Below are 22,888 nucleotides of genomic sequence, written 5' to 3'. Positions count from 1 at the left end.
CTTCTTCCACTCCTTCTGGCTCAGCATGATAATGTCCTTTCGTGTCACCGTACCTCCTTATTGAAAAGAAGGCAGTTTAGCATCTTAAATCCGGACATTCTTATTTTGGTTGTTTAGGACATTATCATTTTGGTATTACAGAAGGAAATTCAAACCACGGTGGAAAATGAATATTAAGCACCACCACTCATATTTTTACCTTTCAGGCACCACCCTGACATGTCATCTGTACAACTCCCAAAACTCTTCAACCCTCAACCCTGCCCTTTCCTATCTGAAAGACAAGACAATAAATTGGTTACACCATTATCTCAACCAGTATCTTTTCATACTCTACAACCGGCTTTGTCTTTTGCCTGCCGTTTTTGGTCTTTTTAATTTCAATTAATCCAAGCTCTGACAGGTAATGAACGTCGTCTGATACATTTTTTGTGTCTCTCTTTAACAGCTTTGCAAGCTCATAAATGGATTCCGGTTTGTTCTTCTTTATTGCCTTCAATATCCTGAGCCGTTCATCTGTTATGAATTTTCTCATTACCTTCAGGGACTTAAAAGAGATTGCCGATTTAGGCACTACAGCCTTGCCTTTTGCTACTGCCTTCATGGCGCTCTTTGCCTCTGTTATAAATTCGTCCTCATTCTGGATGTCTAATCTTACATTTTTAATCTTCATTTCTGGACCTCCTTACATCATTGAAAAAATCTTCAAAGAGTTTATCAATGCCCTTGAACTCATAGGGATATACTTCGTCTCTGTCATGCCGATGGTCTCCTTTTCTTTCAGCATTGTCATAACCGATTATCCGTTTACCCTCTCTTATATATACAAGTGAATATTTAAACCCGTGCGGTTTATCCGGCGTCATGTCGACATGCCATGACTTAATTTCAACAATGTCCCCATCCGGGTAAACTCTTTTACGAATTATAAAAGGCCCAGCCTTCATATAGGTTATTATATGCCATGCATTAGGATAAGGCAATAAGAACCGGGCAGGTGGATAATCGAGATATTTTCATATAAGATATACCCCATGGAAAACGCGAAACTTTTGAGCATAGACTTTCTTAAAAATGACAAAGAATTTGTTGGGGACATCAGGTGGGACATTACGCCGAAGATATTTTTGCCCCGCACCCCTTCTAAAGATCAGCCCGTGGACACTACTCACGGCTATATGCTTTACGTTGATCTTATTGATGACAAGCCTGCCCTGATGGTCATGCATTTGAAATATACCCTGAGCAAGACACTCGGTTATGTAGAGGGAGTCCCCGAGGATTTGTTGAGCGAGGCAATGCAATGCGCCTCTACGGAATGCATGGGTGGCATGTATCCGATAACGGAAAAGATCGAGAACTGGCTTAAAACAAAATTGGGAATTTCTTAGCCGCCGTTGCCGTTGATCTTATAATCTACTTTTACCTCTATGTCTTTGCGCAGGGCATTGTAAACAGAGCAGTATTTGCTGTGAGAGAGGGACACTGCCCGGTCCATTTTTTTCGGCGTTAACCCGTTCCCCGAGACGTTTATCGAAAGCAGAATAGATTTATAATACTGGGGCGGGTCGGTCTTCCTTACCCCTGAAAAATTGATCCTGAAGTCCGTGATGTCCGCTTTCATTTTTTTCAGGAAGTAGAAGACGTCAATTGCCATGCATCCGGCAAGGCTTGTCAAAAGGGTCTCTGTAGGTGAGCATCCCCATTGCAGGTTTGCGTCATAATCAATTTCGTAACCCATCTGGGTCCTGACTTTAAAAATGAGGTCTTTGTCCCACTCAAGGGACCCCTTGTTGATTTCCAGGATCTTCTTTTTATATCCCTGTAATGAATCTTCCAGTTTTTCCGCAAGCTGTTCTTCCATATTATTCTAAAACCTCCATTGGTTAATTGTAGTTTGTTTATAAACTCAATTTATCTGTCTGTCATTCCGGCAGTTCTTAAGCCGGAATCCAGTCTTTTTAAGAAGTTCTTGGATGCCCGATTAAAGACCCCCGATTACGAATTTCGAGGGCAGGCTTCAGGCATGACAAACACTAATTCGCATTCAGTCTGTTGAGCGCCTCAACCAGTTGAGATAATCTTCAGAACCCGCTGCGATCGGCAGCGCGATAATCTCCGGCACCTCGTAGCTGTGCATTTCTTTGACCTTTGCTTTTAATCCGTCAAAAAGTTTCATCTTTGTCTTTATGATCATAAGGGCCTCTTGATCGTCTTCAACCTTCCCCTGCCACGTGTAAATAGAGCGGATGCTCCTTATTATGTTAGCACATGCGGCAAGCCTTGCTTCAACAAGCGCTTTGGCGATCGCGGCCGCCATATCTTCATTGGGAACGGTAACAAGTACGACGATCTCCCCTGTTTCAATGTTTTTGCTCATGCAAAATATTTTCGCAAAGATAACATGAAAAAAGCAAATGGACCGGCAACCGGGCAAAGCCATTGTAAAATATGTCCATATCTGTATAATCTAATAGCAATTTATATAATCTTAATCCGGGAGTTTTGGTTTTATAATTAACCGTGAACCCAAATAAGCAAATTACACTTTTATTTTTTCTTATACTCGGAGTTATTTTATTTGGGACAATCGGATATACGGCAATAGAAAGATGGGACCTCTTCGATTCGCTTTACATGACCATCATTACACTGACGACCGTGGGATACATGGAAGTCCACCGACTGTCAACGCCCGGGAGGGCTTTCACGATTGTCCTGATACTTTCCGGCGTCGGAACAATGTTATACGCGCTTGGGGTCGGGGCCAAGCTGCTACTTGAAGGCGAGATAAGAGAACTTTTCGGGAGGAGAAAATTGAGCAAAAAAATAGAGGGATTAAAAAACCACTACATCATCTGCGGGTTCGGAAGGATGGGAAGAATAATCTGCCGGGAAATGCAGCAGCACGGCGCGCCTTTTTTGATAATTGAGAAGATACCGGAGGTCTTTGCCTCCATTGACAAGGACATCCTCTCAATGCAGGGTGATTCGACCCAGGATGCCGTGTTAAAAGAGGCAGGGATTGAAAGGGCGAGCGGCCTGATCTCCGTGCTCTCAACGGACGCGGACAACCTCTATGTCGTCCTGTCCGCCAGAGGGCTGAATCCAAAACTCAAAATAGTGGCAAGGGCCAGCGATGAGGGTGCGGAACAAAAGCTGTTCAGGGCAGGGGCTGACAGCGTTGTCTCTCCTTATTACATCGGAGGACTGAGGATCGCCCATACGATATTAAAACCCGCAGTCGTTGATTTCATCGAGTTTGCAACAAGGAGCGGCAATCTCGAACTTCAGATGGAGGAAATCAAAGTGAAAGAATCTTCTTCAATCACAAACAAGACACTCGATGAATGCGGGATAAGAAAAGAGCTCGGGATAATAATCGTTGCCATCAAGAGGGAATCAGGCGAGATGGAGTTCAATCCGACTTCCACGAGCGTGATTAAAAATGGCGACACACTCGTAGCCATGGGCGAGACTAAACAGTTGAAGGCGCTTGAGGAGTTAGTGGGGGTGTGAAAAGCAAAGAGGTGAGGGCGTAGAGTTTAGAGCAGAGATATTGATCCGCCGAAAAATTCAGAAATTTTCCTGTCTGTAAAGTCCTTAAATTCTTTCCTGAATCTCTCTATGCCGAACCTTTCGGCATTCTTCCTTATTTCAAAGGGATCAAATTTGTCCTCAATGGAAATAAATCTCTTTACAGCGTCAATTAAAGCTGAAGATGTTTGCTCATAAAAGAAGACGCCGGTAGGGGGTTCCTCTGTGCGGGCGTATTGCAATACGCCCCTGCTTCTGACTTCTGACTTCTGACTTCTGACTTCTCCGAAGGGGACCACCGATTCCGTGACCCCGCCTTTGCCATAAGCTATCACGGGTGTTCCGCAAGCCTGAGCTTCGACGGGGACAATACCGAAATCTTCTTCAGCAGCAAATATAAAGGCCTTTGCCTTTTGCATATACTCTGCCAGCACACTTCCTTCCTGGTATCCAAGAAACTTGATGTTCTTTTTCGCCCTGCTTTTGACCTTCTTAAGATCGGGACCGTCTCCGATGACGACAAGAGGCAGCCCTAATCCAGAGAACGCTTCAACTATAATGTCCATTTTTTTATAAGGGACCATCCGTGAGACGGCAAGGAAGTAATCATCTTTTTTATCACTCACTTTGAAACTGTCAACATCCACGGGCGGATAAATAACCGTTGCGTCCCTGCCGTATGCGCGCTTTATTCTGTCCTTTATATAATTTGAATTGGCGATGAAATAATCCACCCTTTGCGCAGTTTTAAAGTCCCACTTCCTGATGCGGTCCAGAATAAATTTGACTGCGGCCCCCTTGATGCCGGAGTCAAGCCCCGTCTCTTTGAGATACTGGTCCCGAAGGTCCCACGCATACCGCATCGGCGTGTGACAATAGCATATCTGAAGCTGTTTTGAATTTTTCCTGACGCCTTTTGCCACAGAGTGGGAATTCGATATTATCAGGTCGTACTCAGACAGATGAAACCGTTCGACGGCAAAGGGCATGAGCGGCAGGTAGCTGCGGTATTTAGCTTCAGCCTTAGGCAATTTCTGGATGAAGGACGTTTTTGCTTTCTTGTTCAAGATAAACCATCTCTCACCCTCTTTGAGAAAATCGACCTGGCAGAAAAGATCGGCGCCGGGGAAGATATGAAGGATCTGCTCCAGCACCCTTTCAGAGCCGGCATAATTTACAAGCCATTCGTGGATGACGGCGGTCTTCAACCGCGCAAAACCTCTTCAAAAACTTTTATATGCTCCCTTGCTGATTTTTCCCAGCTGAATATCTTCGCCCTTTCAAGGCCTTTTTTTATCATATCCTGTCTTAAGGAATTGTCCGTCGATACTCTATGCATTCCGACGGCAATGCTTTCTTCACTATACGGGTCAATATAATATGCGGCATCGCCGCAGACCTCCGGCAGGCTCGCGACGTTGGAGACGACTACAGGGCAACCGCACGCCATCGCCTCAAGCGGGGGCAGGCCAAAGCCTTCGTAGAGAGAGGGGAAGACGAACAGTCTGGCTTTCTTATATAAATTTGCCAAATCATCATCTGACGCATATCCGACAAAAATTATTTTTTTATTTTCATCAATTAAATTATTTAATTCCACATCGGCAAAGATCTTTTTCCTTTCACCCGCAATAATTAGTTTAAACCCTGGTAGTTTTATTCTATCGAAGGCCGATATCAACGCTTTGAAGTTCTTCCTCGGGTCAAGAGAAGAAACCGCCAGGATGTAGTCTCCATAGCCGAAGTCGACAGGGTATTCTGAAGGGCGTAAAAACTTTTCTGAAACAGCGTTATAAATAACTTGCACTTTTTCTTCAGGCACCTTCAATAACCTGACAATTTCTTTCCTGGAAAAATAACTTACTGTTATAATTTTCGCAGAATTCTTTGCAATTTGTGGAATTAGAAACTTGTAGTAGCAGGAAAACGTTTTGGAAAACCATTCCGGTTTTCTGAAAAATGCCATGTCATGAATGGTGACGATCTGATTTTTGTAAAATAAAGGTGCGGTGTTCGCGAGGTTCAGAAGCAGCGGGCTTCCAAACTTTTTAAGATGCAAGGGTAATTCTATTTGTTCCCATAAAGAACCTGTTGTTTTTCCGATTGATGCAGGGGTCAACTCCTTTGAAAGTCTTTTATTGATAGTATTTAGGGGAGATATAAAGGCTGTATCCGGATACAGCCTTTTAATCTGTTTTGAAATTTCCGCGGCATAACGCTGAACGCCGGTAATATTCTGGGAGAGAAAACGTGAGTTGATGAAAATCATTGGGGGAATTAGATGAGTTAACTTGAAGGATCGAAAATAAAATCTGAACCTTTTAATATCCCGTCACATATAACGTCAAATCCCGCATTTTTGCCGGGCATTAATTCATTCAGATCGGCAAGCTCTGCCTTAAAGGGAGGGTTGGTTCCAGTAGGTGACATGAAATCAAGAGGAATCATTCGTCTGAAAAAGAAATGGTATGCATATTTTTTTGCTTTAAGAATATCCTCGTCCGACATTTTTTTGTTCAACGGCAACGCATCGAGAAGCTTAAAGTATGTAGGGGGATCGATAACATCAATTGCAAAGCCTTTATTTCTTATCCAGGCTTCTCCCGCAACTATTACAGGTATTCCCATGGCCGCCAGTTCAACCCCGGTTTTGGTGTTATAAATAATTACCGTATCACATTGTGTCATCAACATGTAAGTGCTTATGCTGCTTTCCGGAGGAATTATAATGATGTTCTTGGGGATTTCGGAGTAGACCTTGTTTATCTGGTCCAGCATTTTTTGACGTGACGGCAGGGTGCCGCGCACTTCCGCCGGATGTATCCTAAGTATCAATTGAAGGTCCGGGCGTCTGATAAAATAAGCAATCGTACTCGTGACCCATTCAAGCATATTCGGAAACGCGTTCGAGGGATAGTGCAACTGGGCGTCCCACATTACACTCGTAAGCATCCCTATGCATGGTTTTGAAAAATCTATGCCGGTTTCCTCAATGATTTTTTTCAGTTCAAACTCGGGTTTTTCATGGAACCATATCCAGTCCTTGGTTCCCTGCCATCTGCTTTTCAAATAGTCCATCAAACCGGCTTCCAACCCTTCAGACCAATTCAGGTTCGTCCATTTATCCATCGGCTCGGTTATCATTGTATGGTGATAAGAATCGCCGTGACTGAAGATAAAGGTCTTTTTCCTGTAGCCTGGATTCCAATTAACGATCCTAACCCCTTCCCTGCGGCATACTTCTCCGATGAGCCCTTGAGGCACATAGATGCCGTGATGAAATACAGCGCATTCGTATCGATGCTTTATCAAGAGATTGTTCATTGCATAAGTTGTCAGCAGGGACGCCTTCAAATATCTCCTTAAAATCCGCTCGGAATAAGGTTCACCATTGACATCCCCGCGGGCAAAGAAGCGTAAAGCCCCTGCAAGCGCATGCTCTCCCACGGCTATGCCGTTCAGCGCGTAATGCCCGATCATATCAAACGGAACCGATGAGGAAATACGCCCGGCTTCACTTATTTCGCCCGGCGATAAGAATTCGCTGTACCGGTGAACATGTGTTCCGAGAGAACGGTACATTTCATATGCGGGTTTAAAGCAATCCCTGCACAAATCTTTTTGCGGTCCGTGCTCGGAAAAATATTGCTGGTCGGAATACCATCCAACCCAACATGAAAGGCACGCCGGGAGTATGGAATCACACAAGAGGATCTCAATGGAAGCTCCTCTCAGCGTTAAAGCAACAGCAAGGACGCTTTCGAGGATCGTTCCGGCCAAATGTCCGCCAACGCTTGTGGCAATGAGTATTTTCGGCCCGCCTTCAGACCGTCTTAAGGCCGAAGTCCATATTTCCTGGTCTTTTTTCAGCACTGGCGCCCAGGAAGGCTGGTTCATTCTCTGGGTATAACTTCTATGGGCGTTTCTCAGAAACAGGCTCTTTTTGGCGAGCCCCTTGATTGCGGTAAGACTTTTATTCATTAAATCATTCTCTGATCAACGCTTCCGCAAACGTAAAATCAAGCGGTGTATTTATATCTATAGATTCAAACTCATCCATGATATACGGAATTATCACATCGCCTGTTGGTGATTTCCTGTTTTTTATGGTTGATGGTTTAGTGATGTAAATACTGGCATTTTGAATAAATGTCGTCGGCAGCAACTGATACGAAAGGGTGTGAATATTGGAATCCTTGCCTTTCACGAAAGGTTTGAGATAGTTGCCTTCAATAACCCACATTTTATAAGGATGCTCTGAACACAGTCTTATTGAGCGTAAAGAATCCGCTTCGGGATGTTTTAGCATTACTTCCACCGCACGGTCAATTGACTCGGCCTTTCTGAAAGGCGAGGTCGGATATAAAAGAACAATTAAATCCGGCTCGTAATTTTCATTCTCCATAAACCAGCCCAGAGCATGTTCAAAAAACTGCATCTCCGTGGAATCGCTTTGAGAGATGCTCTCAGGGCGGAGAAAGGGGACCTCGGCGCCGTATTGTTTGGCTATTGCGGCGATCTCTTCCGAGTCGGTGGAAACAATTATCCGGTTAATAGTATGAGCGGCTTTTGCCGCCGCAATTGTATAAGCAATGAGGGGCTTGCCGTTCAGCAGTTTCAGATTTTTTTGGGGTACTCGTTTTGAGCCGGCACGCGCCGGGATAAAGGCCAAAATCTTCTTCATGTAATTTTGCGGGCCTGTTTAGGGCTAAGTGGATTTTTTTCGCAATGATTGAACAAGGTGATAATCTTTGCCCATGGCCAATAAGAAATCAAAAAAACTAATATATTTCCCTTGTAAAATATTATTAAAGTCGCGAACAACACTCTTCTTCCTTAGGCGGCTTTTATAAATTCCAGTTGATGAGATTTTTTTTAATGTGGCAATAAAACCCTGTCTCAACATATCGGTTTTCCCGTTATCTGTATGTCTCAGATATTTTTCGTTATACAATTCATAATACCGTCTGTGCTTTTTCTGTAATTTATCGTATTCTTCAGAATTGGTGTCTGTAGCCCAATTTCTATAGTGATGGATTGCAACTTTTTTTGTATACACTATTTTATAACCTGCGAAAAGCACTTTAGCGGTGATGTCGGGATCTATTCCGTAATCCTGAAACTCTTCACTGAATCCCCCGACCTTTTTCAAAACGGCCGTCGGTAACATACCTTGATTGACATTCAGTATCCCTATGGATGATATCCCCCCGATATAAGGAGCATCCGTAAATGGGCCTTCCAGGTCCTTCACCTTCAAAGCCACCATACCTATGCCGGAATCGTTTTCAAGGATATCCAGCGCTATGTCGAGCCCTCTGTTTACAATTACATTGTCATCGCTCAACCAGCAGGCATAAGGGGTGTCAATGAGATTGAAAACGTCATTATACGCCTTTGCCTGTCCCAGTTTTTTCCCCGCAAAGATCGGAATGACTTTATCGGATGCAATAGATTTTAAATAGTCGATTGTGCCGTCAGTGGAGCCGGCGTCTGTTATGTATACCTTTGCCCCGATCGAGGTCTCTCTGAATACGCTTTCAAGGCAGTTTTTAATCTGCCCGATCCGGTTATATGTCCCTATGACAATTGAGAGTTTCAAATTGTGCATTTCCCTCTTTATAAGATTCTGGCTGCTGCTATTGCGAACGCCTGCTTAGTTGTATGAGAACGGGCAGAAAGCCATTCCGCTCATATGCTGAACTGTAAATGAGGCGATTTAGTTAATACTAACGGAAATATCCAGCGGCGTTGCACCGTTATTGATAAAGATTCCGCCGACATCCTCCTGTGCCATAGTAAATCTCAAAGTATATTTGCCTGCGCTATCAGGAGCAGTAATCTCCGCGTTTATAACTTCCGAATCACCTGGGGACAGATCTTCTTTAAGATATCCCCCGTTTTTTATTATGGAATTACCGGATTCGTCGATCCAATAGTATAAGAGATGAACGTGATTTTTCCCCACTGCATTGTCATATGTATGCCACTTTTCCCTGCTGATATTTTTTACGGTTACCGGCAGCGTCATTGCCTCATTTACCTTAAGGGATTTAAGCGACGTGGAAACGGTTATATCCTGTTTAAACTCTTGCAACGCGGGAGGAATGAATACCGGAAACGACATTGAAGAACCTGCTTTATCCCCTGGTTTATTGCATGCAGCAGCCAACAATATAATAAAGAATAAGCCTATTAACCGAACCATCCTCTTTTTCATTTAAGTGCCCATCTTTTTTGTTGTATTGTACTGTTTGTGATTAGCTCGTACTGGTACTTTCATAAGCTCGCCTATATCCTCAGTGGTAATTCTGTACAACACTATGTCATTGGTTTCTGATAGCTTTGCTCCAAGATTGTTAGGTCCGATATAATCTACTGATTTACTTATAACAGCATAGTCCGGCATTTCTGTAAGCCCACCGGCCGGAAAATTGTCGTTGACGTCAAACCCGTTATCGATGATTATGCCATCCTGAAAATAACTCCTGTATTTGCTGAATACGAAAATTGCATAGTATGGAAATGCCCATGTTTTTACTCTTGGAATGTTTACCAGTAAAAGGCTGGGCGGATTTTTATCCAGGTAATCCGTTATAGCAGATATATCATACTGCTCTGGTTTTGGCTGCGATACCACATCGATAACCATTCTCTGATATCGCGCCATATCAATCCAATTGAAACCCAAAGCTGATTGCAAAACCAGCCATAAGGTAATTAATAGGCTTAAAAAGACTCTTATTGGTTTAAACGCAAGGTATTTGTAGTCAGACAAATATTTCGGTAATAACGGCAAGGCAAGAAAATAAAAAGGATAGAATAACATTAAGGCTTTTCCGGCGGGATAATAATTATTTCTAAAATAAAAAATAGTAAAAGTTATGAGGGAGGCGGCAATGAATGAAAAGACTATCTTGTCTGCAGTTTCATTTTTTTTACGAGTCATAAGTATTAACGCACTAACTAATGATAGGCTTAATATACCGCCGACAAGGTGGAGCAAAGTTTTTATTCCCTCATGTGAATAATATAAATTCCTGGCAGCAGATAGATCCCAAAAGTTAGTATTGGGCAAATTTGCCAAATTACTCATAAGGGGTAACAGTCCCCACGCTGTGAGAAAGAAGTCCTTCTCAAGAAAAGTAAGGATATGTGATTCAGTAGTATATGGAACGGAGTTGAATATATTTCCGTATCCCAGTGAAATGCTCCTTAAATGATAATCGACCTGGCCCATAGAAATAATAAATATCAGGACAATAGTATAAATATGATAACGTACCTCAATAGGACTTACGGTCTTGTACAATATGCCGAGTGCATAGTAAATGACAAAAGAAAGCGCAAGGGGCGACAGGGTTTCCGGATAATAGCACATGATAGCCGATATTGAGACAGCAAGAAGGACCCTGGCTCTGGAGATTTTCCGTAAAGGCTCATGCTCCAACTGCATCCAGGCAAATGCGACCAGAAGAAACAAGGGGATGGAATTCATCTGGCTCGATATGTCTTGCTCGCGTATGAAATGTGGGAGAAAGCCCAGAGCTATTGCGGCGGCGACCCCCAGACGCATATATAGCTTCAAGCCCAGACGGGCACATAGTGACAGCGATACAGGAATAGCGGCGGCGAAAGAGAGGAGATTGAAAGCATAATAAAACGCATATACAGGGATATTGACAATTTCCGATGCCCAGCCAAGTAATATGCACGAGCCCAACCTGTATGGCATAAGAATAAACCGGGCAGAAAAAAGAGCTGCTGGCGATTTTTCCGCTAAATTTGCTACGCCCTGAAGATTCCTCATATCTGCTCCATTAAAGAGCGTCTGCCAATCGACTACTCTTAGAGACTCTGCCATTGACATATAAGTAAAGGCATCGGTTGCGTTATTGAGAAAGATTGAATATTGCATGCCGCCGGACAGCATTGTCCCTGACAGTATCAGCGTGCAAACAAACAGGAAAATCGCGGCAACAACGGCTCTACGTCCGTCCGTGAATACGCTATAGTCGCGACGATTAAGTTTCCAATCATTAGCGAGGATGATAAAGCTTACAAGCACAAGCAGTGCCGTTACAATTTCAGCCCATGTCTTTATCGGGGCCATATATCTCACAAGCAGGAACCCTGTAAGCGCGATTATGGACATACCCAAAGCAGGGGCTATGCCGAATGCGTAAATAATACGCCTTTCCCCCTTTGTTGACACCAATAACAGCGCAGGGCCTATCCCGATTAATGCGAGAATGATAAAACAGGCAAAAAAGCTAACTGTCTCTAATAACATATAACTCTCTTGTCAATCTCTTTTATTCTTTCTTTTGGCGTCGCAGAAGTACGACCTGGTCGGCTAACAACCCGAAACACGCAATATATATACTGGACAAAAGAAGAGTTGTACCTGCAGCCTGAATACCACCGGTCAACCATAGTTGAAAACCACTTACAAGCACACCTAATAGAAAAAGTAATCCACCCAACGGAACGAAAAGCCTCTGGGGGCTGAACAGCATGATTATGCGGAATATGATAGCTATAAATTTAAAAAAATCCCTAAACGGTTTGATGTTGCTTTTCCCATTTTCCCTTTGCGTTATAAGATCAATAGGAACGTACTTGACAAAATGGCCTCCATGGAACATAGCTATTGTTATCGTGGTTGGATAACTGTAGCGTGCAGGGAACAGATGCAGATATTCAAGAAGATGTTCACGTTTTATCGCCCTGAAACCGCTCGTCAGGTCATCGATCTTTCTTCCTGTTATCCACTGAGCGACTGAGATGAGCATGGAGTTGCCGATGTTTCTGAATTTCGAGGTCCTGGATTTCTTTGTACGGGCACCTACAACCATATCATACTCCCCTATCCATTCCAGTAGTCGCGGTATTTCATCGGGAGGATGCTGTCCATCACCATCGATAAACACTACTACGTCTCCTGATGCGCAGCGCGCGCCGTCTTTGATCGAGGCGCCATTGCCTATATTATAAGGATGACGGATTATCCTTGCTCCTGCATCCTGTGCAATACTGGAGGTGCCATCCTGGGAACCGTCATCAACAACTATCACCTCATACGAAGGATCAACGGCTTTGATTTTCCTGACAACGTCTCCGATAACAGACGCTTCATTGTATGCAGGAATTACTATTGATACTTTATTCTGGTTCATAAGCTTTCGTAGTTATTAATGCCGATCGAATGTTTGAAATCGCACCGGGGGTCCTGTTATATATATTTTCAGTAAAGCCCTTTCATTGACGGATAGCCGTCGCTGTCACTACCGTCTTCAACCCTGTGATTCCCTGTATCATATATAAAATATACATCCCGGCCTTTATAATAGATGGAACCGTATCCACTCGCTCCAATTGATATTCAGCCATTGTTATGTCAGTTACCTTAAACCCGCTGTTCTCGATCATCCAGGTCAAAGACTTCCTCGAAAAATAATAAATGTGGTGGATCCCGTAAAGATGATAAAGGGGGTACTTTATTCTGCCGAAACTTAACCTGTACGCCAGATGACCGACATAATTCAGGATGCTCCTGTAACATATGGTATTTATATAGAGTGTTCCATCCTTCTTGAGTATTCTCTTTATCTCCTTCAGGAAAACAACCGGATTTGGAAGATGCTCTAAAACGTCCCACGCTGTTACTACATCGAAAGATTGGTCAGGGAAGTATGTCTGTTCAAGTGTCCCTGTAAAAACGTCAAGTCCGAAGTTTTCCCGTGCATATCCACTTGCCCATTTGGAAAGTTCGACACCTCTTGTGTTCCATCCTTTCTTACGGGCAAGGTCGAGAAACACCCCGGTTGCGCAGCCGATATCAAGAAGCTTACCGTTAGGAATATCTGGAAGACGGTTCAATACCTTCCGAAAATCTCGAATCGTAATGCTGTCCATGGAATATCCCTTGAAACATTCACCGAAATAGGGAAGATGGTCTTTTGTGAAATAAGATTCATTGTTATAGAAATCTTCAAGAAAGTCTTGTTGTGGAACCGGATCAAGAAAGGCGAGGTCGCAGACCCGGCATCGCCGAATATCGGCAAAATCAAGATGGTACAAAAGACGAGCATTTTCGCTAGAGCAACTAACGCACTTAACGGTCTTTTTAATCATTTTCGCGTCTATCACAATGGTTTTCTTAAGTAAAAATAAATCATTGTACCCCAGAACTTGTCCAGAAGCCGATGGATAAATAAGGGCATATACTTATTCAACGGCAAAAATCTCTTAGGGAAAAAATGCAATTCATGTCCATCTACAATAAACCCAGCGTTCTCAAGAAGCACCTTCCATTCTTTTGAGTTCTTGCCTATCCCAACAGGATTATCAGCACCATCATATTGTCGGATAAAATCATCTATGTCTTTTGCTTGCTCCGCAAGATCGGCGCCGGGATGCTTAACAGATAATAGCCTCATGAATAGCCTTGTAAAGAAAAAAATAATCTTGTTGTGCAGAAACCCTTTGTAGTACAAAGTAATTTTCGACTCTCCACCGGGCTTAAGAACCCGGTAACACTCTTCAAAAGCCTTAAAGGTATCAGGTGTATGGTGCAATACCCCGGACGAAATTACCAGATCGAACATGCCATCCTGAAAAGGCAGACTTTCGGCGCTTCCTTCTCTCACAACAGCCTGCACATTTCTGAATTTGAGGTGATTTTTTGTAATCTCGACGGCAATCGGTGTAAGGTCTACAGCATATACATCAGCGCCCCCTAATGTATAATTGACCGTATACCAGCCTGGACCACAGCCTACATCCAGCACCCTTTTGCCGGCAAACTTATCGAACGCCCAGTAGGTCATAGCAAAAGCTTCCGCATCATTTTTTTTAGCTATGTCTAAATTTTTAAAAAACTTTTCAGAACCGGGATTATCAAGCTCATAACTCAACAGCGGATGCTCCTGCCAGTATTTTCTTACATCCTCTATAGTTGCCATTTCCCCTCCGTTATTTCGGAAGATTTACAATATATCAGATTTTGCTTTTAAGGGTTAAAATTTTAGCACTTTTTCCAGCCAGAACTCAAGCATTACGAGTGACATCAACTGCTTACCGACAAGAAACGGTGATTGTGAGAACTCTTTTACCAGGTCTTCAACCGCCTCTATCCTGAAAATACCCCTTTCTCTAAAAGAGGAACTTAGAAGCATGTCTGAGATCATTTCTCTCAGCACTGCGCCATAAGCACCGTCAAGGGGCACCATGAAAGCTTTTTTCTGCTGCGTGAGAATTTCCGGGGGGATAAGCTTGCCAGCTACACGGCGCAAAATCTCCTTGTTCCTCTTTTTGCCGGTTTTTAAACGCATCGGCAAACATGCAGCGAATTCAACAAGACGATGGTCGCAAAACGGAACCCGTCCCTCAACGGAATATGCCATCAGAGTTTTGTCCTGTTTAAACAGGATATTGTCGGGCAGCCATATCCTGTATTCAAAGTCCAGTATCTTGTCAATCGCTTTTCTTCCGTTTCCCGGTTTCATAACGGATTGGACAAGCTCATGGAGTGGTCTGTTTTTTGCCAGAGTACCGATGAATTCATCTGTATAAAGTTTCCGCCTGTCGGAGGATGTAAAAAGAGAAATATATGCGAGGTATCTATCTATTTCGTTATCCGCAACTTTTAATAGCCCGGACAGCCTTTCACGTCCCTTTTCACCTGGAGATGCGGGATAATTGAATAGATAATCTATGGCCACCATAGGCATAGCTTTGACAAGATTTGATGCCCCTTTGATAAAACTGACAGGCAGGTGCGAAGCGAGCCGTTCCATCATTATTAAATGCGGATGATGCACATAACCCGACAGTAGCTCATCAGCACCCTCTCCGGTCAGTATAACTTTGACGTCGCCGGATGCCCTTTGTGCCAACCTCATCATCGCAAGAACAATCGGGTCTGCATAGGGCTCATCCATAAACCATGCAACATCCTGCAAACATCGCAAGTCATCAGGGACAAGGGATATCGCCGTATGTTCTGTGCCGAAGTAGCCAGCTATTTTTTCAGCGGCATCAAGCTCGCTGTGCGGCATATCAAAACCTATCGAATATGTACGTACCGGCTGTGTCCCCAGTTGCGACATAAGACCTACGATTGTTGCACTGTCTACCCCCCCGCTTAAAAAAGCGCCGAATGGCACATCGCTTCTCATCCTAAGTTGTACCGATTCGCGTAATTTGTCCAAAAATTGTTCTTCCAATGTGATGTCATCTTCGCCTTCAAGGTCAGTATTGAAAGAGTTGAAATTTATATCCCAGTATCTGGTAAATTCCAGCCTGCCGTTTTTGTAAATGGCCCAGTGACCTGCCGGGAACTTGAAAATGCCCTTTATCATTGTACTTGGACCAGGCACATACCTAAGGGCGAGATATGAATCAAGGGCGTCGGGATTAATCTCTCGGTGGATATCTTCTACACAAAGCATGGCCTTAAGCTCCGATGCGAATACAATCTTCCCCATCGCCGGCGCGGCATAGTAAAGCGGTTTTACCCCAATTCTGTCCCTCGCAAGCAGAAGCGTTTGCTCTTTAGTATCCCACAATGCGAAGGCAAACATTCCTACGGTTCTTGATAAGAACTCAGCACCGTGCATCGTAAGGCCTGCAAGAAGTACTTCAGTATCAGATGTAGTGCGGAAATGCCATCCATCCCTCTCTAATTCAGGACGAAGCTCAACGTAATTGTAAATCTCCCCGTTAAAAGTAATGACAAACCTATTATCAGGACTTACTTGGGGCTGAGCCCCTGTGGATAGATCAATTATTGACAGGCGTCTGTGACCCAATTCCACCATTTTCCCATCGCTCCATATCCCGGACCCATCCGGTCCGCGGTGAACCATGGTGGAAAGCATGCGCTTCATTGTGCCGTTACCGGCAGAAAAACCTATTAAACCTGCAATCCCGCACATATTCGGTTTACCTCAGCAATTGTTGTTGCTCTTAGATTCATCCTTAGTAAGCTCTCTAAGATCAAAAAATCTTGATGAAGCAACATACTTTTCTCCGGTCTTCTTTGAGTATACGAGCGTTTTGAGAAGCAGGAACCTCAGTAGTTTGCTAAAAAATGCGCTTCTCCCAAAGCTGACGTTATACAAACGCAATACTATCAGCCTGAAGGTCGTCATCAGCATTTGACAAGTTCCTCTGCGGACAAGAGATAATCGATAGCAAACGCAATACAATAACGGTCGTCCATCCATGTTGGATTTAAAACAGTCCCGCCTTCGATCCCTCTTGTAAGACGGTCCAGTAGTTCGCTTTTCATTACCGCAAGGGCATACGGGTAAATATATTGTGTATCTCTGCTGTTTTTGGAAGGATCGGTCCGTCCGTCATGATCGATCTTGCCAGAAAGAAATCTTTCGCCCTTACGCAGTATCTCTTCCAAATCCCCATCCCCGCCGGACAAGGCTATTGTCCGGGCAAGAGCACTCATGGTTATGCTCTGATACCCGGCATCGAAACCTCCATATTCCGGGAAGATACCATTATTATCAGCAAGGGAAATGACATTGTCCCGACGCTCGCGGGCCATTCCTGCAAATCTGTTGTCGCCAGTAAGTACCGAAAAACCGGTAAGCGCCAGAAGGGAAGCAGCCATCTGGTTTACAACTTCTTCATTTCTGTTTCTGTAAAGCCAGAGGACTGTTGACTCGCATTCTTTAATCTCTTCTTCCCATTCTTCCGCACCACCTTGCATCAGTACTGTTTCAACAAAGGCAGCTGTCGAGAACGCCGTTGAGCAAAAGCTCCGTTCATATGGGTAAACCTCGTTTGTGGAGCCATCACGGTTTCGTCTCCTGAGCCAGAAGCGCCAGATATCTTTAGTCCATGTCTTAAGCATCGCACTGCCGTAAAAAAAATTTCCGGGTAACTTTACGGAATAGGCAAGCGCGAAGAGCAAGCCGGCTTCCTGATAACGAGCATTAGGTATATCTATAAGACGGTAATGCCAGTACGTGCGGTCGCAGCATCCCAAGGTGGGGGAATTCTCTTTTCTGTCACAAAGGCCGAGTATCCTCGGTATGGTCTCAAGGGCTTTAGATGCAAGTATATCCGCAGACGGCATCAGCCCTCCTTCTTGTTTGTCGAAAAAGAAAATACATTAAGCCCGCCTATTATTGCATTACGCAGCATGTTGCGGTTACGTATTCGCAACATGCTACGTAATAAATATCCGGGACGCAGATAGAATCTTCTGTAAAACTTTTTCAGGGTGTGCTTTAACATAGCTGAGTTTACGGAACTGTACAGATGATTAAACTCGCCTTCGACGTGAAGACTCTCCATCGCTGCGGCCACGGAACCGTCACCGATACTCGAATCCTGATTCAAAACCTTTTTGAAGAGCGGGGTTCCAGGATATGGGGTGCATATGCCAAATGTGACCGTGGTTGGTTTAATTTCAAGTGCCAATTTCAAGGTATCATTCAAGCTGTCCTCTGTTTCTCCCGGCATACCGAGCATTAAGTGAGCGTGTGTGTTAATACCAATCTTGCGACATAAGTTAAATGCAGTCCTTGTCTGTTCCAAGGTAATTCCTTTTCCTGCGGCAGTTAGAACTTCCTGATTGCCTGATTCAACACCGAATTTGATTAAATGGCATCCGGTTTTTTTCATCAGCCTCAGTGTCTCCTCGTTAATAGTATCGACACGGGAATTGCAAATCCATGAGAACCTATATCCCCTCTCAAGTATGCCTTCGCAGATAGATATTACACGACTTTTGTCTGCAGTAAACGTTTCATCACGAAAATAGAGTTCTTTAATGCCGGCTTTTAAATAGTATCCTATATCGTCAAGAACCTTCTTTGCCGATTGCATTCTTATTTTAGCCCCATGGAAAAATGGAGCTGTACAGAAGCTGCACTTCCCCGGGCAGCCGTGTGATGTAGATACTGTAATATAGGGCAAATTGCGTACTATCGGATTAAAATACTCCACTCCTTTCGGGAGAAAAGATATATTTACAGGTGGAATTGCGTCGAGGTCCTCGATGTATGGATAGTGCGGATTAATCTTTAGACTGCTGTCCTTCTGAAAAAATGCCAGACCTTTGATATGATATATCTCTTCAGGTTTGCCTGCCGATAGCGCTTCGGCCAAATCTCGCAGAACCCACTCCGGCTCCCGCTGAACAGCAAAGTCTATCCCCTTTTTAAGTGTATCTTCCGGCCTGAAAGTCGGATGAGAGCCATATGCAGCCACAATAAGCCCGGGGATTCTCTCTTTCAGCCTTGCAACATATTTCGCATCGCTGTTGATCGTCATAACCGAAGAAGATATTATCAGGAGCACGGCCCCCTGAATGCGGGACACAACCTCCTCGATAGAAAGCTGTTCCGCCTGGGCATCGGCAAAAACTACTTCATGACCTTCTGATTGCAATATAGTGGCTACGCGCAACTGTTCGAACGGAGGCACCGTAGCGCCCCCAATCCTTTTCCCCCCGCACCAGCACCCATAAAGCACATCACGGACAACGTTCTTTTTTACTTCAAGGCAAGGTTCAAGGACCGCTATTTTTAATGGCGCTGACTTCATATTTTTAACAGGATAATGGGACAAGAGCAAGACCTTTTATTCAAGCAGCTTATTCTGAAAAATTTTTTTCATTATTTCGTTCATTTCTTCCAGAGAAATTATTGATACCCGTCCCTTAAGTAATACACCTTCTATATTATCCAGACGATATATTTTGTTAGCCATCGCTTTATAGTTTTTGGGATAATAGCCCAATCCTTCCAGTATTGCCTTGGCAAAAATAACATTGCCGAGTACATTGTAGTGAACACGATCCCCCACAAGTAACTCTATATTATGTACTTTTAAAATCCTTTTTGCCTTTTTGAAAGCGTGGTCAACATCAATAACCCCGGCAGAAGGAACATCTTTAGACTTTTCCATTGCTACTTTCATAATCACTTGGTTCATTGTTACACCACCTTCAATAGGAACACTCCATGAAGCATTTTGGGGAAGACCAGGAACCTCATCAGGTTTTTCATCATACGTTGTAGTAAAAAACAATTTGAGTCCCGGCAGCCCTCCTGCATAAGGATTATGAACAACATATCTATTCCTCAACAAAATCGCTTGGTAAGTCTTAATGTCCTGAGGATGCTGCCCGGCATCTTGCAACACAATAGCATCGTTTTCCTTTATAATTTTTTTCTCTACAATAATTCTAACAGAGCATAACCCCCCAGGGGCTAACGACTTAAAATAGATATTTAAATTATTATCTATTGAAATTTGGTTGAGCAACTGCACAGGATTGGAATATTTCTGAAGTTGGGGGTACTTATCCACTAAATGCCAAAAATAAGCGCCTTCTGTGATTGAATCTCCATCTATGAAGACAATTTCCCTTCCTTCAGATCGGGCTTTGTCAACATCTTCAAAGCCATATGCATTAAACTGATACAACAATAAAACAATAAGAAGACTTGCCACCAGTTTACTTCGATGTAATAGCATTACCATCCTTCCCCAGATATATCGAATGCGCCTCCTGCATAATTTCAATAAAAGTCCTTGCAAACTTTAAGCCGTTCTCTCTGCTTTGCGTTCTCGCGTTGTGTTCCCGCTCCGGCTGGACGCCGGGCCTGCACACGGGCCATACCTTTCGCAATTGCTCCGCAAGGCTGTCAATGTTTCCTGTTTCAAAAAAATGTCCATGTTCAGGAGATTGTTCTTTATGCACTTCTATGTCCGAGAGAATAATATCTTTCCCCAATGCCCTCGCATCCTCCACCGTGGTGCTCCATCCTTCGGACATGGAAGGCTGGATGACGAGGGAGGACTGACGGAATATCTGTATCTGGTCTATCCTGGGGACAACACCTAATATTTTGATCTGGCTTGAAAGATCGTTGTTCTCGATGAATTTCAGCAGAGGCGCTATATGCGCCTGCGTCCGGTAGTCGTGGCTGCTGCCGGTGCATACGAGAGGGATCTTAATGCCTTCATCTTTTAATTTTGCAAGAGCGGCAAATACCGTATCATGTCTCTTATGCAGATAAAACTGGTTGGGCAGATAGGCGAAGGTATCGGGCAGCCCGTAACGGTCGCCCACGCTCTTCGGATCGGGGGCGTACTCTTCATCAGTGAATATCGAATAAAACCGCAGTACACGGGGCCGGACATGTCGAAGGGAGGGGAAAGACCTGGTGAAATCGTCTTTAACGGACTCGCTGCTGAGGACCAAGATAACGTCTCCTTCGAGCATCTTACCGTACATATTGTCGCGTTTCTGCCGGTCGTCATCTGAGAACAGATGAGGGAACCTCTTATATTGGAAGTCGGGGATCCAGTATACCTTTTCGTATGGTCCGGGGAAATCAGGGGCCTTGATCGGGAAGGCTACGGTACAATCGTCCGACAGCCATACTTTTTTACCGGGTTCCCGCAGCGAAAACTTCTTCGTGATTTTTCTGATCACATGATTCCATTTCACTGCCAGACCGGTCATTTCCCGTACAGGCGCGTCGATAGTTACATTCGGGCAGTTGCAGAATTCAGCTTCATATCCGGAATTCATATTCTTGCCTCCGATCCTGAGGACAACCTCCGGCATTTCCTTTCGGGGCAAAAGTGCGACGGCGCGCAGGAGGTTGCGGGTATACTGTACCCCGCCTATCCAGTGAGGCCCTCCGGCCATATAAATAAAAATTCTCATTTGAGATGGATCTCTTTGAACCATGAAACACACCCGGCAATACCTGCCTCAAGATTAACGGACTGCCTGAACCCGAGCGATTTCAAACGCGAGATATCGGCCTGCCAAACAGCAGGATCACCTTTGCGCTGATTACTACTAAAGATCAGCTTATTCACTTCTATGCCGTAGCTCCTTAGGATGATTTCGGCCAGGCTTCTGATCGAAGTCTTATTGCCGGACGCCACATTTAATATTTCACATTCAAAGGAGCCCTTTTCAAGAAGCAAAAGTATGGCGGCGCAGATATCGTCCTTGTGGATAAAATCACGGGCTTCATCTCCTGTTCCGCTCAATAAAATATCCCCTCCGTCCCTGCATTTGCAGCATACGTCCCAGACAATCTGCTTCGACAAGCCTGCGCCGTATGCGGAGAATATCCGGATAATCTCCGTCCTTATTCCATATATCCTGTTGTATTCCATGGCCAGGCTCTCGCATATCCATTTGTGGTATCCATAAGGTGAGAGCGGACGCACAGGCATATTTTCATTTGTCGGCAGGGCCTCAGGTTGTCCATACACGGCAGCGCTCGATGCCAGCAGCACGCGTGTCTTCGGGGAATACTTGCGCACAGCTTCAAGGAGGTTGAAGAACAACTGCGGTCCTGACATAAAATCATCTGCAGGGTCCGACAATGACTTACCGACATTTGCATTGCCCGCCATATTGATCAAATAATCAGGCTGCCATCTTGACAGTATCGGCTGAAGGTCGACATTACAGAGGTTGGCCTGGTAAAAGGCCCTAAAAGCGATAGACTTATCTTCAGGTACCCGATCCAGCCCGATGACATTACAATCTGAAAACAAACAGGACCGCGACAGCGCTTGTCCGAGAAATCCGGCAGCTCCAGTTATTAAGACTGTCTTGCCCTTTACCATCTGCGCAGAGCGAACCCTACTCCGTAGCCGATATCAGCGCAGGTCCACGTTGTAAAGCGCTGTTCCTTTTCTACAAGATCGCGCCATACCTCCCGCAAATACAGATGCTTAGGATGGCAGATGTCGTCAAAAACAACAGCGCCCCCGACCTTAAGGTGAGGCAGAACATCGCAGATGTCCTCAATAGCTCCCTCGTAACTGTGGTCTCCATCAACAGTAACCAGATCAAGAGCAATAGCCGGGTCCTTTGCAAAAAAAGCTTTTAGGGTCTGGTGGGAATTTCCATTATGGTAATCTCTCAAACCCTTGTGGCCGATTTTTTCCAGTTCCGACTCGATAAAGCCCGGCCCCGGGTTATCCATTCCCGCATAATTTGGGGTCCACTTGTCAAACATATGGATTGCGCACTCCGGCGACCTGGATGCGACTGCGCAGACGCTGCGCCCCCGTCTTACCCCGATTTCCAGATAGGATTCCGGCTTCAGCAGCTCGGAAAGGCCGAGAAGCACGGTCACGATATCGGCGTAACGCCAGTTTTCGCCATAACGCCTTAAACCTTCTTTATAGTACAAATTGAGGTAGGAGGTGTAGTCATCGGACCCCAGACGTTCCATTAATTTCACCGCATCCTCCACATATTTTTTATCAAGTATCCGGTCGGCGAGCGACTCAGCAGTTACCATTAGCGGCGGATACCACTGCGTCCCCCCCTCTG

At 44.5% G+C, this 22,888-nt stretch carries 24 protein-coding genes; 2 read left to right on the top strand and 22 right to left on the bottom strand.

Going from position 1 to position 22,888, the window contains the following annotated elements:
* Nucleotides 1-298 precede the first annotated feature (298 nt).
* Entirely contained in the window at nucleotides 299-673 is a 375-nt protein-coding gene (locus tag HZB61_01685; GenBank protein MBI5055317.1) for a hypothetical protein, read from the bottom strand.
* Nucleotides 663-947 carry a hypothetical protein gene (locus tag HZB61_01680; GenBank protein MBI5055316.1) on the bottom strand — a complete coding sequence of 95 codons (285 nt, stop codon included), beginning with the start codon at nucleotides 945-947 and terminating at the stop codon, nucleotides 663-665. Before HZB61_01680 ends, HZB61_01685 begins: the two co-directional genes overlap by 11 nt.
* Nucleotides 948-1,034: 87 nt before the next feature.
* Between HZB61_01680 and HZB61_01675 the strand changes: the two genes are divergently transcribed.
* Nucleotides 1,035-1,391: a hypothetical protein gene (locus HZB61_01675; GenBank protein ID MBI5055315.1), complete on the top strand. Its 357-nt coding sequence runs from the start codon at nucleotides 1,035-1,037 to the stop codon at nucleotides 1,389-1,391.
* On the opposite strand, the gene HZB61_01670 is transcribed toward HZB61_01675, so the two are convergent.
* Both HZB61_01670 and HZB61_01665 read right to left on the bottom strand, forming a co-directional pair.
* Nucleotides 1,388-1,864 carry an OsmC family protein gene (locus HZB61_01670; GenBank protein MBI5055314.1) on the bottom strand — a complete coding sequence of 159 codons (477 nt, stop codon included), beginning with the start codon at nucleotides 1,862-1,864 and terminating at the stop codon, nucleotides 1,388-1,390. The two genes, HZB61_01675 and HZB61_01670, sit on opposite strands and share 4 nt — an antisense overlap.
* A 183-nt stretch (nucleotides 1,865-2,047) precedes the next feature.
* Entirely contained in the window at nucleotides 2,048-2,380 is a 333-nt protein-coding gene (locus HZB61_01665; protein MBI5055313.1) for a divalent-cation tolerance protein CutA, read from the bottom strand.
* 143 nt (nucleotides 2,381-2,523) lie between these two features.
* On the opposite strand from HZB61_01665, the gene HZB61_01660 reads away from it, so the two are divergent.
* The gene (locus HZB61_01660) at nucleotides 2,524-3,519 is read left to right on the top strand and encodes a potassium channel protein (protein MBI5055312.1); all 996 of its coding nucleotides are present in this window, start codon (nucleotides 2,524-2,526) and stop codon (nucleotides 3,517-3,519) included.
* A 26-nt stretch (nucleotides 3,520-3,545) separates the two neighbouring features.
* Here HZB61_01660 and HZB61_01655 read toward each other — a convergent pair whose 3' ends face one another.
* The 18 genes from HZB61_01655 to HZB61_01570 all read right to left on the bottom strand — a co-directional run bounded on the left by HZB61_01655 (nucleotide 3,546) and on the right by HZB61_01570 (nucleotide 22,856).
* Nucleotides 3,546-4,745: a glycosyltransferase family 4 protein gene (locus HZB61_01655; protein ID MBI5055311.1), complete on the bottom strand. Its 1,200-nt coding sequence runs from the start codon at nucleotides 4,743-4,745 to the stop codon at nucleotides 3,546-3,548.
* A complete protein-coding gene (locus HZB61_01650) occupies nucleotides 4,742-5,806 on the bottom strand; it encodes a glycosyltransferase family 4 protein (GenBank protein ID MBI5055310.1) in 1,065 nt (354 codons plus the stop codon). Before HZB61_01650 ends, HZB61_01655 begins: the two co-directional genes overlap by 4 nt.
* A 17-nt stretch (nucleotides 5,807-5,823) precedes the next feature.
* A complete protein-coding gene (locus HZB61_01645; protein ID MBI5055309.1) occupies nucleotides 5,824-7,434 on the bottom strand; it encodes a capsule biosynthesis protein in 1,611 nt (536 codons plus the stop codon).
* 88 nt (nucleotides 7,435-7,522) lie between these two features.
* Entirely contained in the window at nucleotides 7,523-8,221 is a 699-nt protein-coding gene (locus tag HZB61_01640) for an acylneuraminate cytidylyltransferase family protein (protein ID MBI5055308.1), read from the bottom strand.
* A 24-nt stretch (nucleotides 8,222-8,245) separates the two neighbouring features.
* Nucleotides 8,246-9,148, bottom strand: a complete 903-nt coding sequence (locus HZB61_01635; protein MBI5055307.1) for a glycosyltransferase — start codon at nucleotides 9,146-9,148, stop codon at nucleotides 8,246-8,248.
* Nucleotides 9,149-9,256: 108 nt separating this feature from the next.
* Complete coding sequence (locus HZB61_01630) at nucleotides 9,257-9,757, bottom strand: hypothetical protein (protein MBI5055306.1); 501 nt, start codon at nucleotides 9,755-9,757, stop codon at nucleotides 9,257-9,259.
* Nucleotides 9,758-11,830, bottom strand: coding sequence for a hypothetical protein (locus HZB61_01625; GenBank protein MBI5055305.1), 2,073 nt, complete (start codon nucleotides 11,828-11,830; stop codon nucleotides 9,758-9,760).
* 22 nt (nucleotides 11,831-11,852) lie between these two features.
* Complete coding sequence (locus HZB61_01620) at nucleotides 11,853-12,716, bottom strand: glycosyltransferase family 2 protein (GenBank protein MBI5055304.1); 864 nt, start codon at nucleotides 12,714-12,716, stop codon at nucleotides 11,853-11,855.
* Nucleotides 12,717-12,798: 82 nt separating this feature from the next.
* The gene (locus tag HZB61_01615) at nucleotides 12,799-13,620 is read right to left on the bottom strand and encodes a class I SAM-dependent methyltransferase (GenBank protein ID MBI5055303.1); all 822 of its coding nucleotides are present in this window, start codon (nucleotides 13,618-13,620) and stop codon (nucleotides 12,799-12,801) included.
* Between the two features lie 65 nt (nucleotides 13,621-13,685).
* Nucleotides 13,686-14,504: a class I SAM-dependent methyltransferase gene (locus tag HZB61_01610; protein MBI5055302.1), complete on the bottom strand. Its 819-nt coding sequence runs from the start codon at nucleotides 14,502-14,504 to the stop codon at nucleotides 13,686-13,688.
* Between the two features lie 54 nt (nucleotides 14,505-14,558).
* Nucleotides 14,559-16,478, bottom strand: coding sequence for an asparagine synthase (glutamine-hydrolyzing) (gene asnB, locus HZB61_01605; protein ID MBI5055301.1), 1,920 nt, complete (start codon nucleotides 16,476-16,478; stop codon nucleotides 14,559-14,561).
* 12 nt (nucleotides 16,479-16,490) lie between these two features.
* A complete protein-coding gene (locus HZB61_01600) occupies nucleotides 16,491-16,700 on the bottom strand; it encodes a hypothetical protein (GenBank protein ID MBI5055300.1) in 210 nt (69 codons plus the stop codon).
* Nucleotides 16,694-17,638, bottom strand: a complete 945-nt coding sequence (locus HZB61_01595) for a hypothetical protein (GenBank protein MBI5055299.1) — start codon at nucleotides 17,636-17,638, stop codon at nucleotides 16,694-16,696. The genes HZB61_01600 and HZB61_01595 overlap by 7 nt, the downstream gene beginning before the upstream one ends.
* Nucleotides 17,638-18,993 (bottom strand): radical SAM protein, encoded by a 1,356-nt coding sequence (locus HZB61_01590; protein MBI5055298.1) that lies wholly within the window; start codon nucleotides 18,991-18,993, stop codon nucleotides 17,638-17,640. The genes HZB61_01595 and HZB61_01590 overlap by 1 nt, the downstream gene beginning before the upstream one ends.
* 156 nt (nucleotides 18,994-19,149) lie before the next feature.
* Complete coding sequence (locus tag HZB61_01585) at nucleotides 19,150-20,049, bottom strand: hypothetical protein (protein ID MBI5055297.1); 900 nt, start codon at nucleotides 20,047-20,049, stop codon at nucleotides 19,150-19,152.
* The gene (locus HZB61_01580) at nucleotides 20,030-21,250 is read right to left on the bottom strand and encodes a glycosyltransferase (protein ID MBI5055296.1); all 1,221 of its coding nucleotides are present in this window, start codon (nucleotides 21,248-21,250) and stop codon (nucleotides 20,030-20,032) included. The genes HZB61_01585 and HZB61_01580 overlap by 20 nt, the downstream gene beginning before the upstream one ends.
* Nucleotides 21,247-22,173: an NAD-dependent epimerase/dehydratase family protein gene (locus HZB61_01575; protein ID MBI5055295.1), complete on the bottom strand. Its 927-nt coding sequence runs from the start codon at nucleotides 22,171-22,173 to the stop codon at nucleotides 21,247-21,249. The genes HZB61_01580 and HZB61_01575 overlap by 4 nt, the downstream gene beginning before the upstream one ends.
* The gene (locus tag HZB61_01570) at nucleotides 22,167-22,856 is read right to left on the bottom strand and encodes a class I SAM-dependent methyltransferase (protein MBI5055294.1); all 690 of its coding nucleotides are present in this window, start codon (nucleotides 22,854-22,856) and stop codon (nucleotides 22,167-22,169) included. The genes HZB61_01575 and HZB61_01570 overlap by 7 nt, the downstream gene beginning before the upstream one ends.
* Between the last annotated feature and the right edge of the window lie 32 nt (nucleotides 22,857-22,888).

The sequence above is a fragment of the Nitrospirota bacterium genome (assembly GCA_016214845.1).
Taxonomy (GTDB): domain Bacteria; phylum Nitrospirota; class Thermodesulfovibrionia; order UBA6902; family UBA6902; genus SURF-23.
This window is presented reverse-complemented; position numbering and strand designations above follow the sequence as displayed.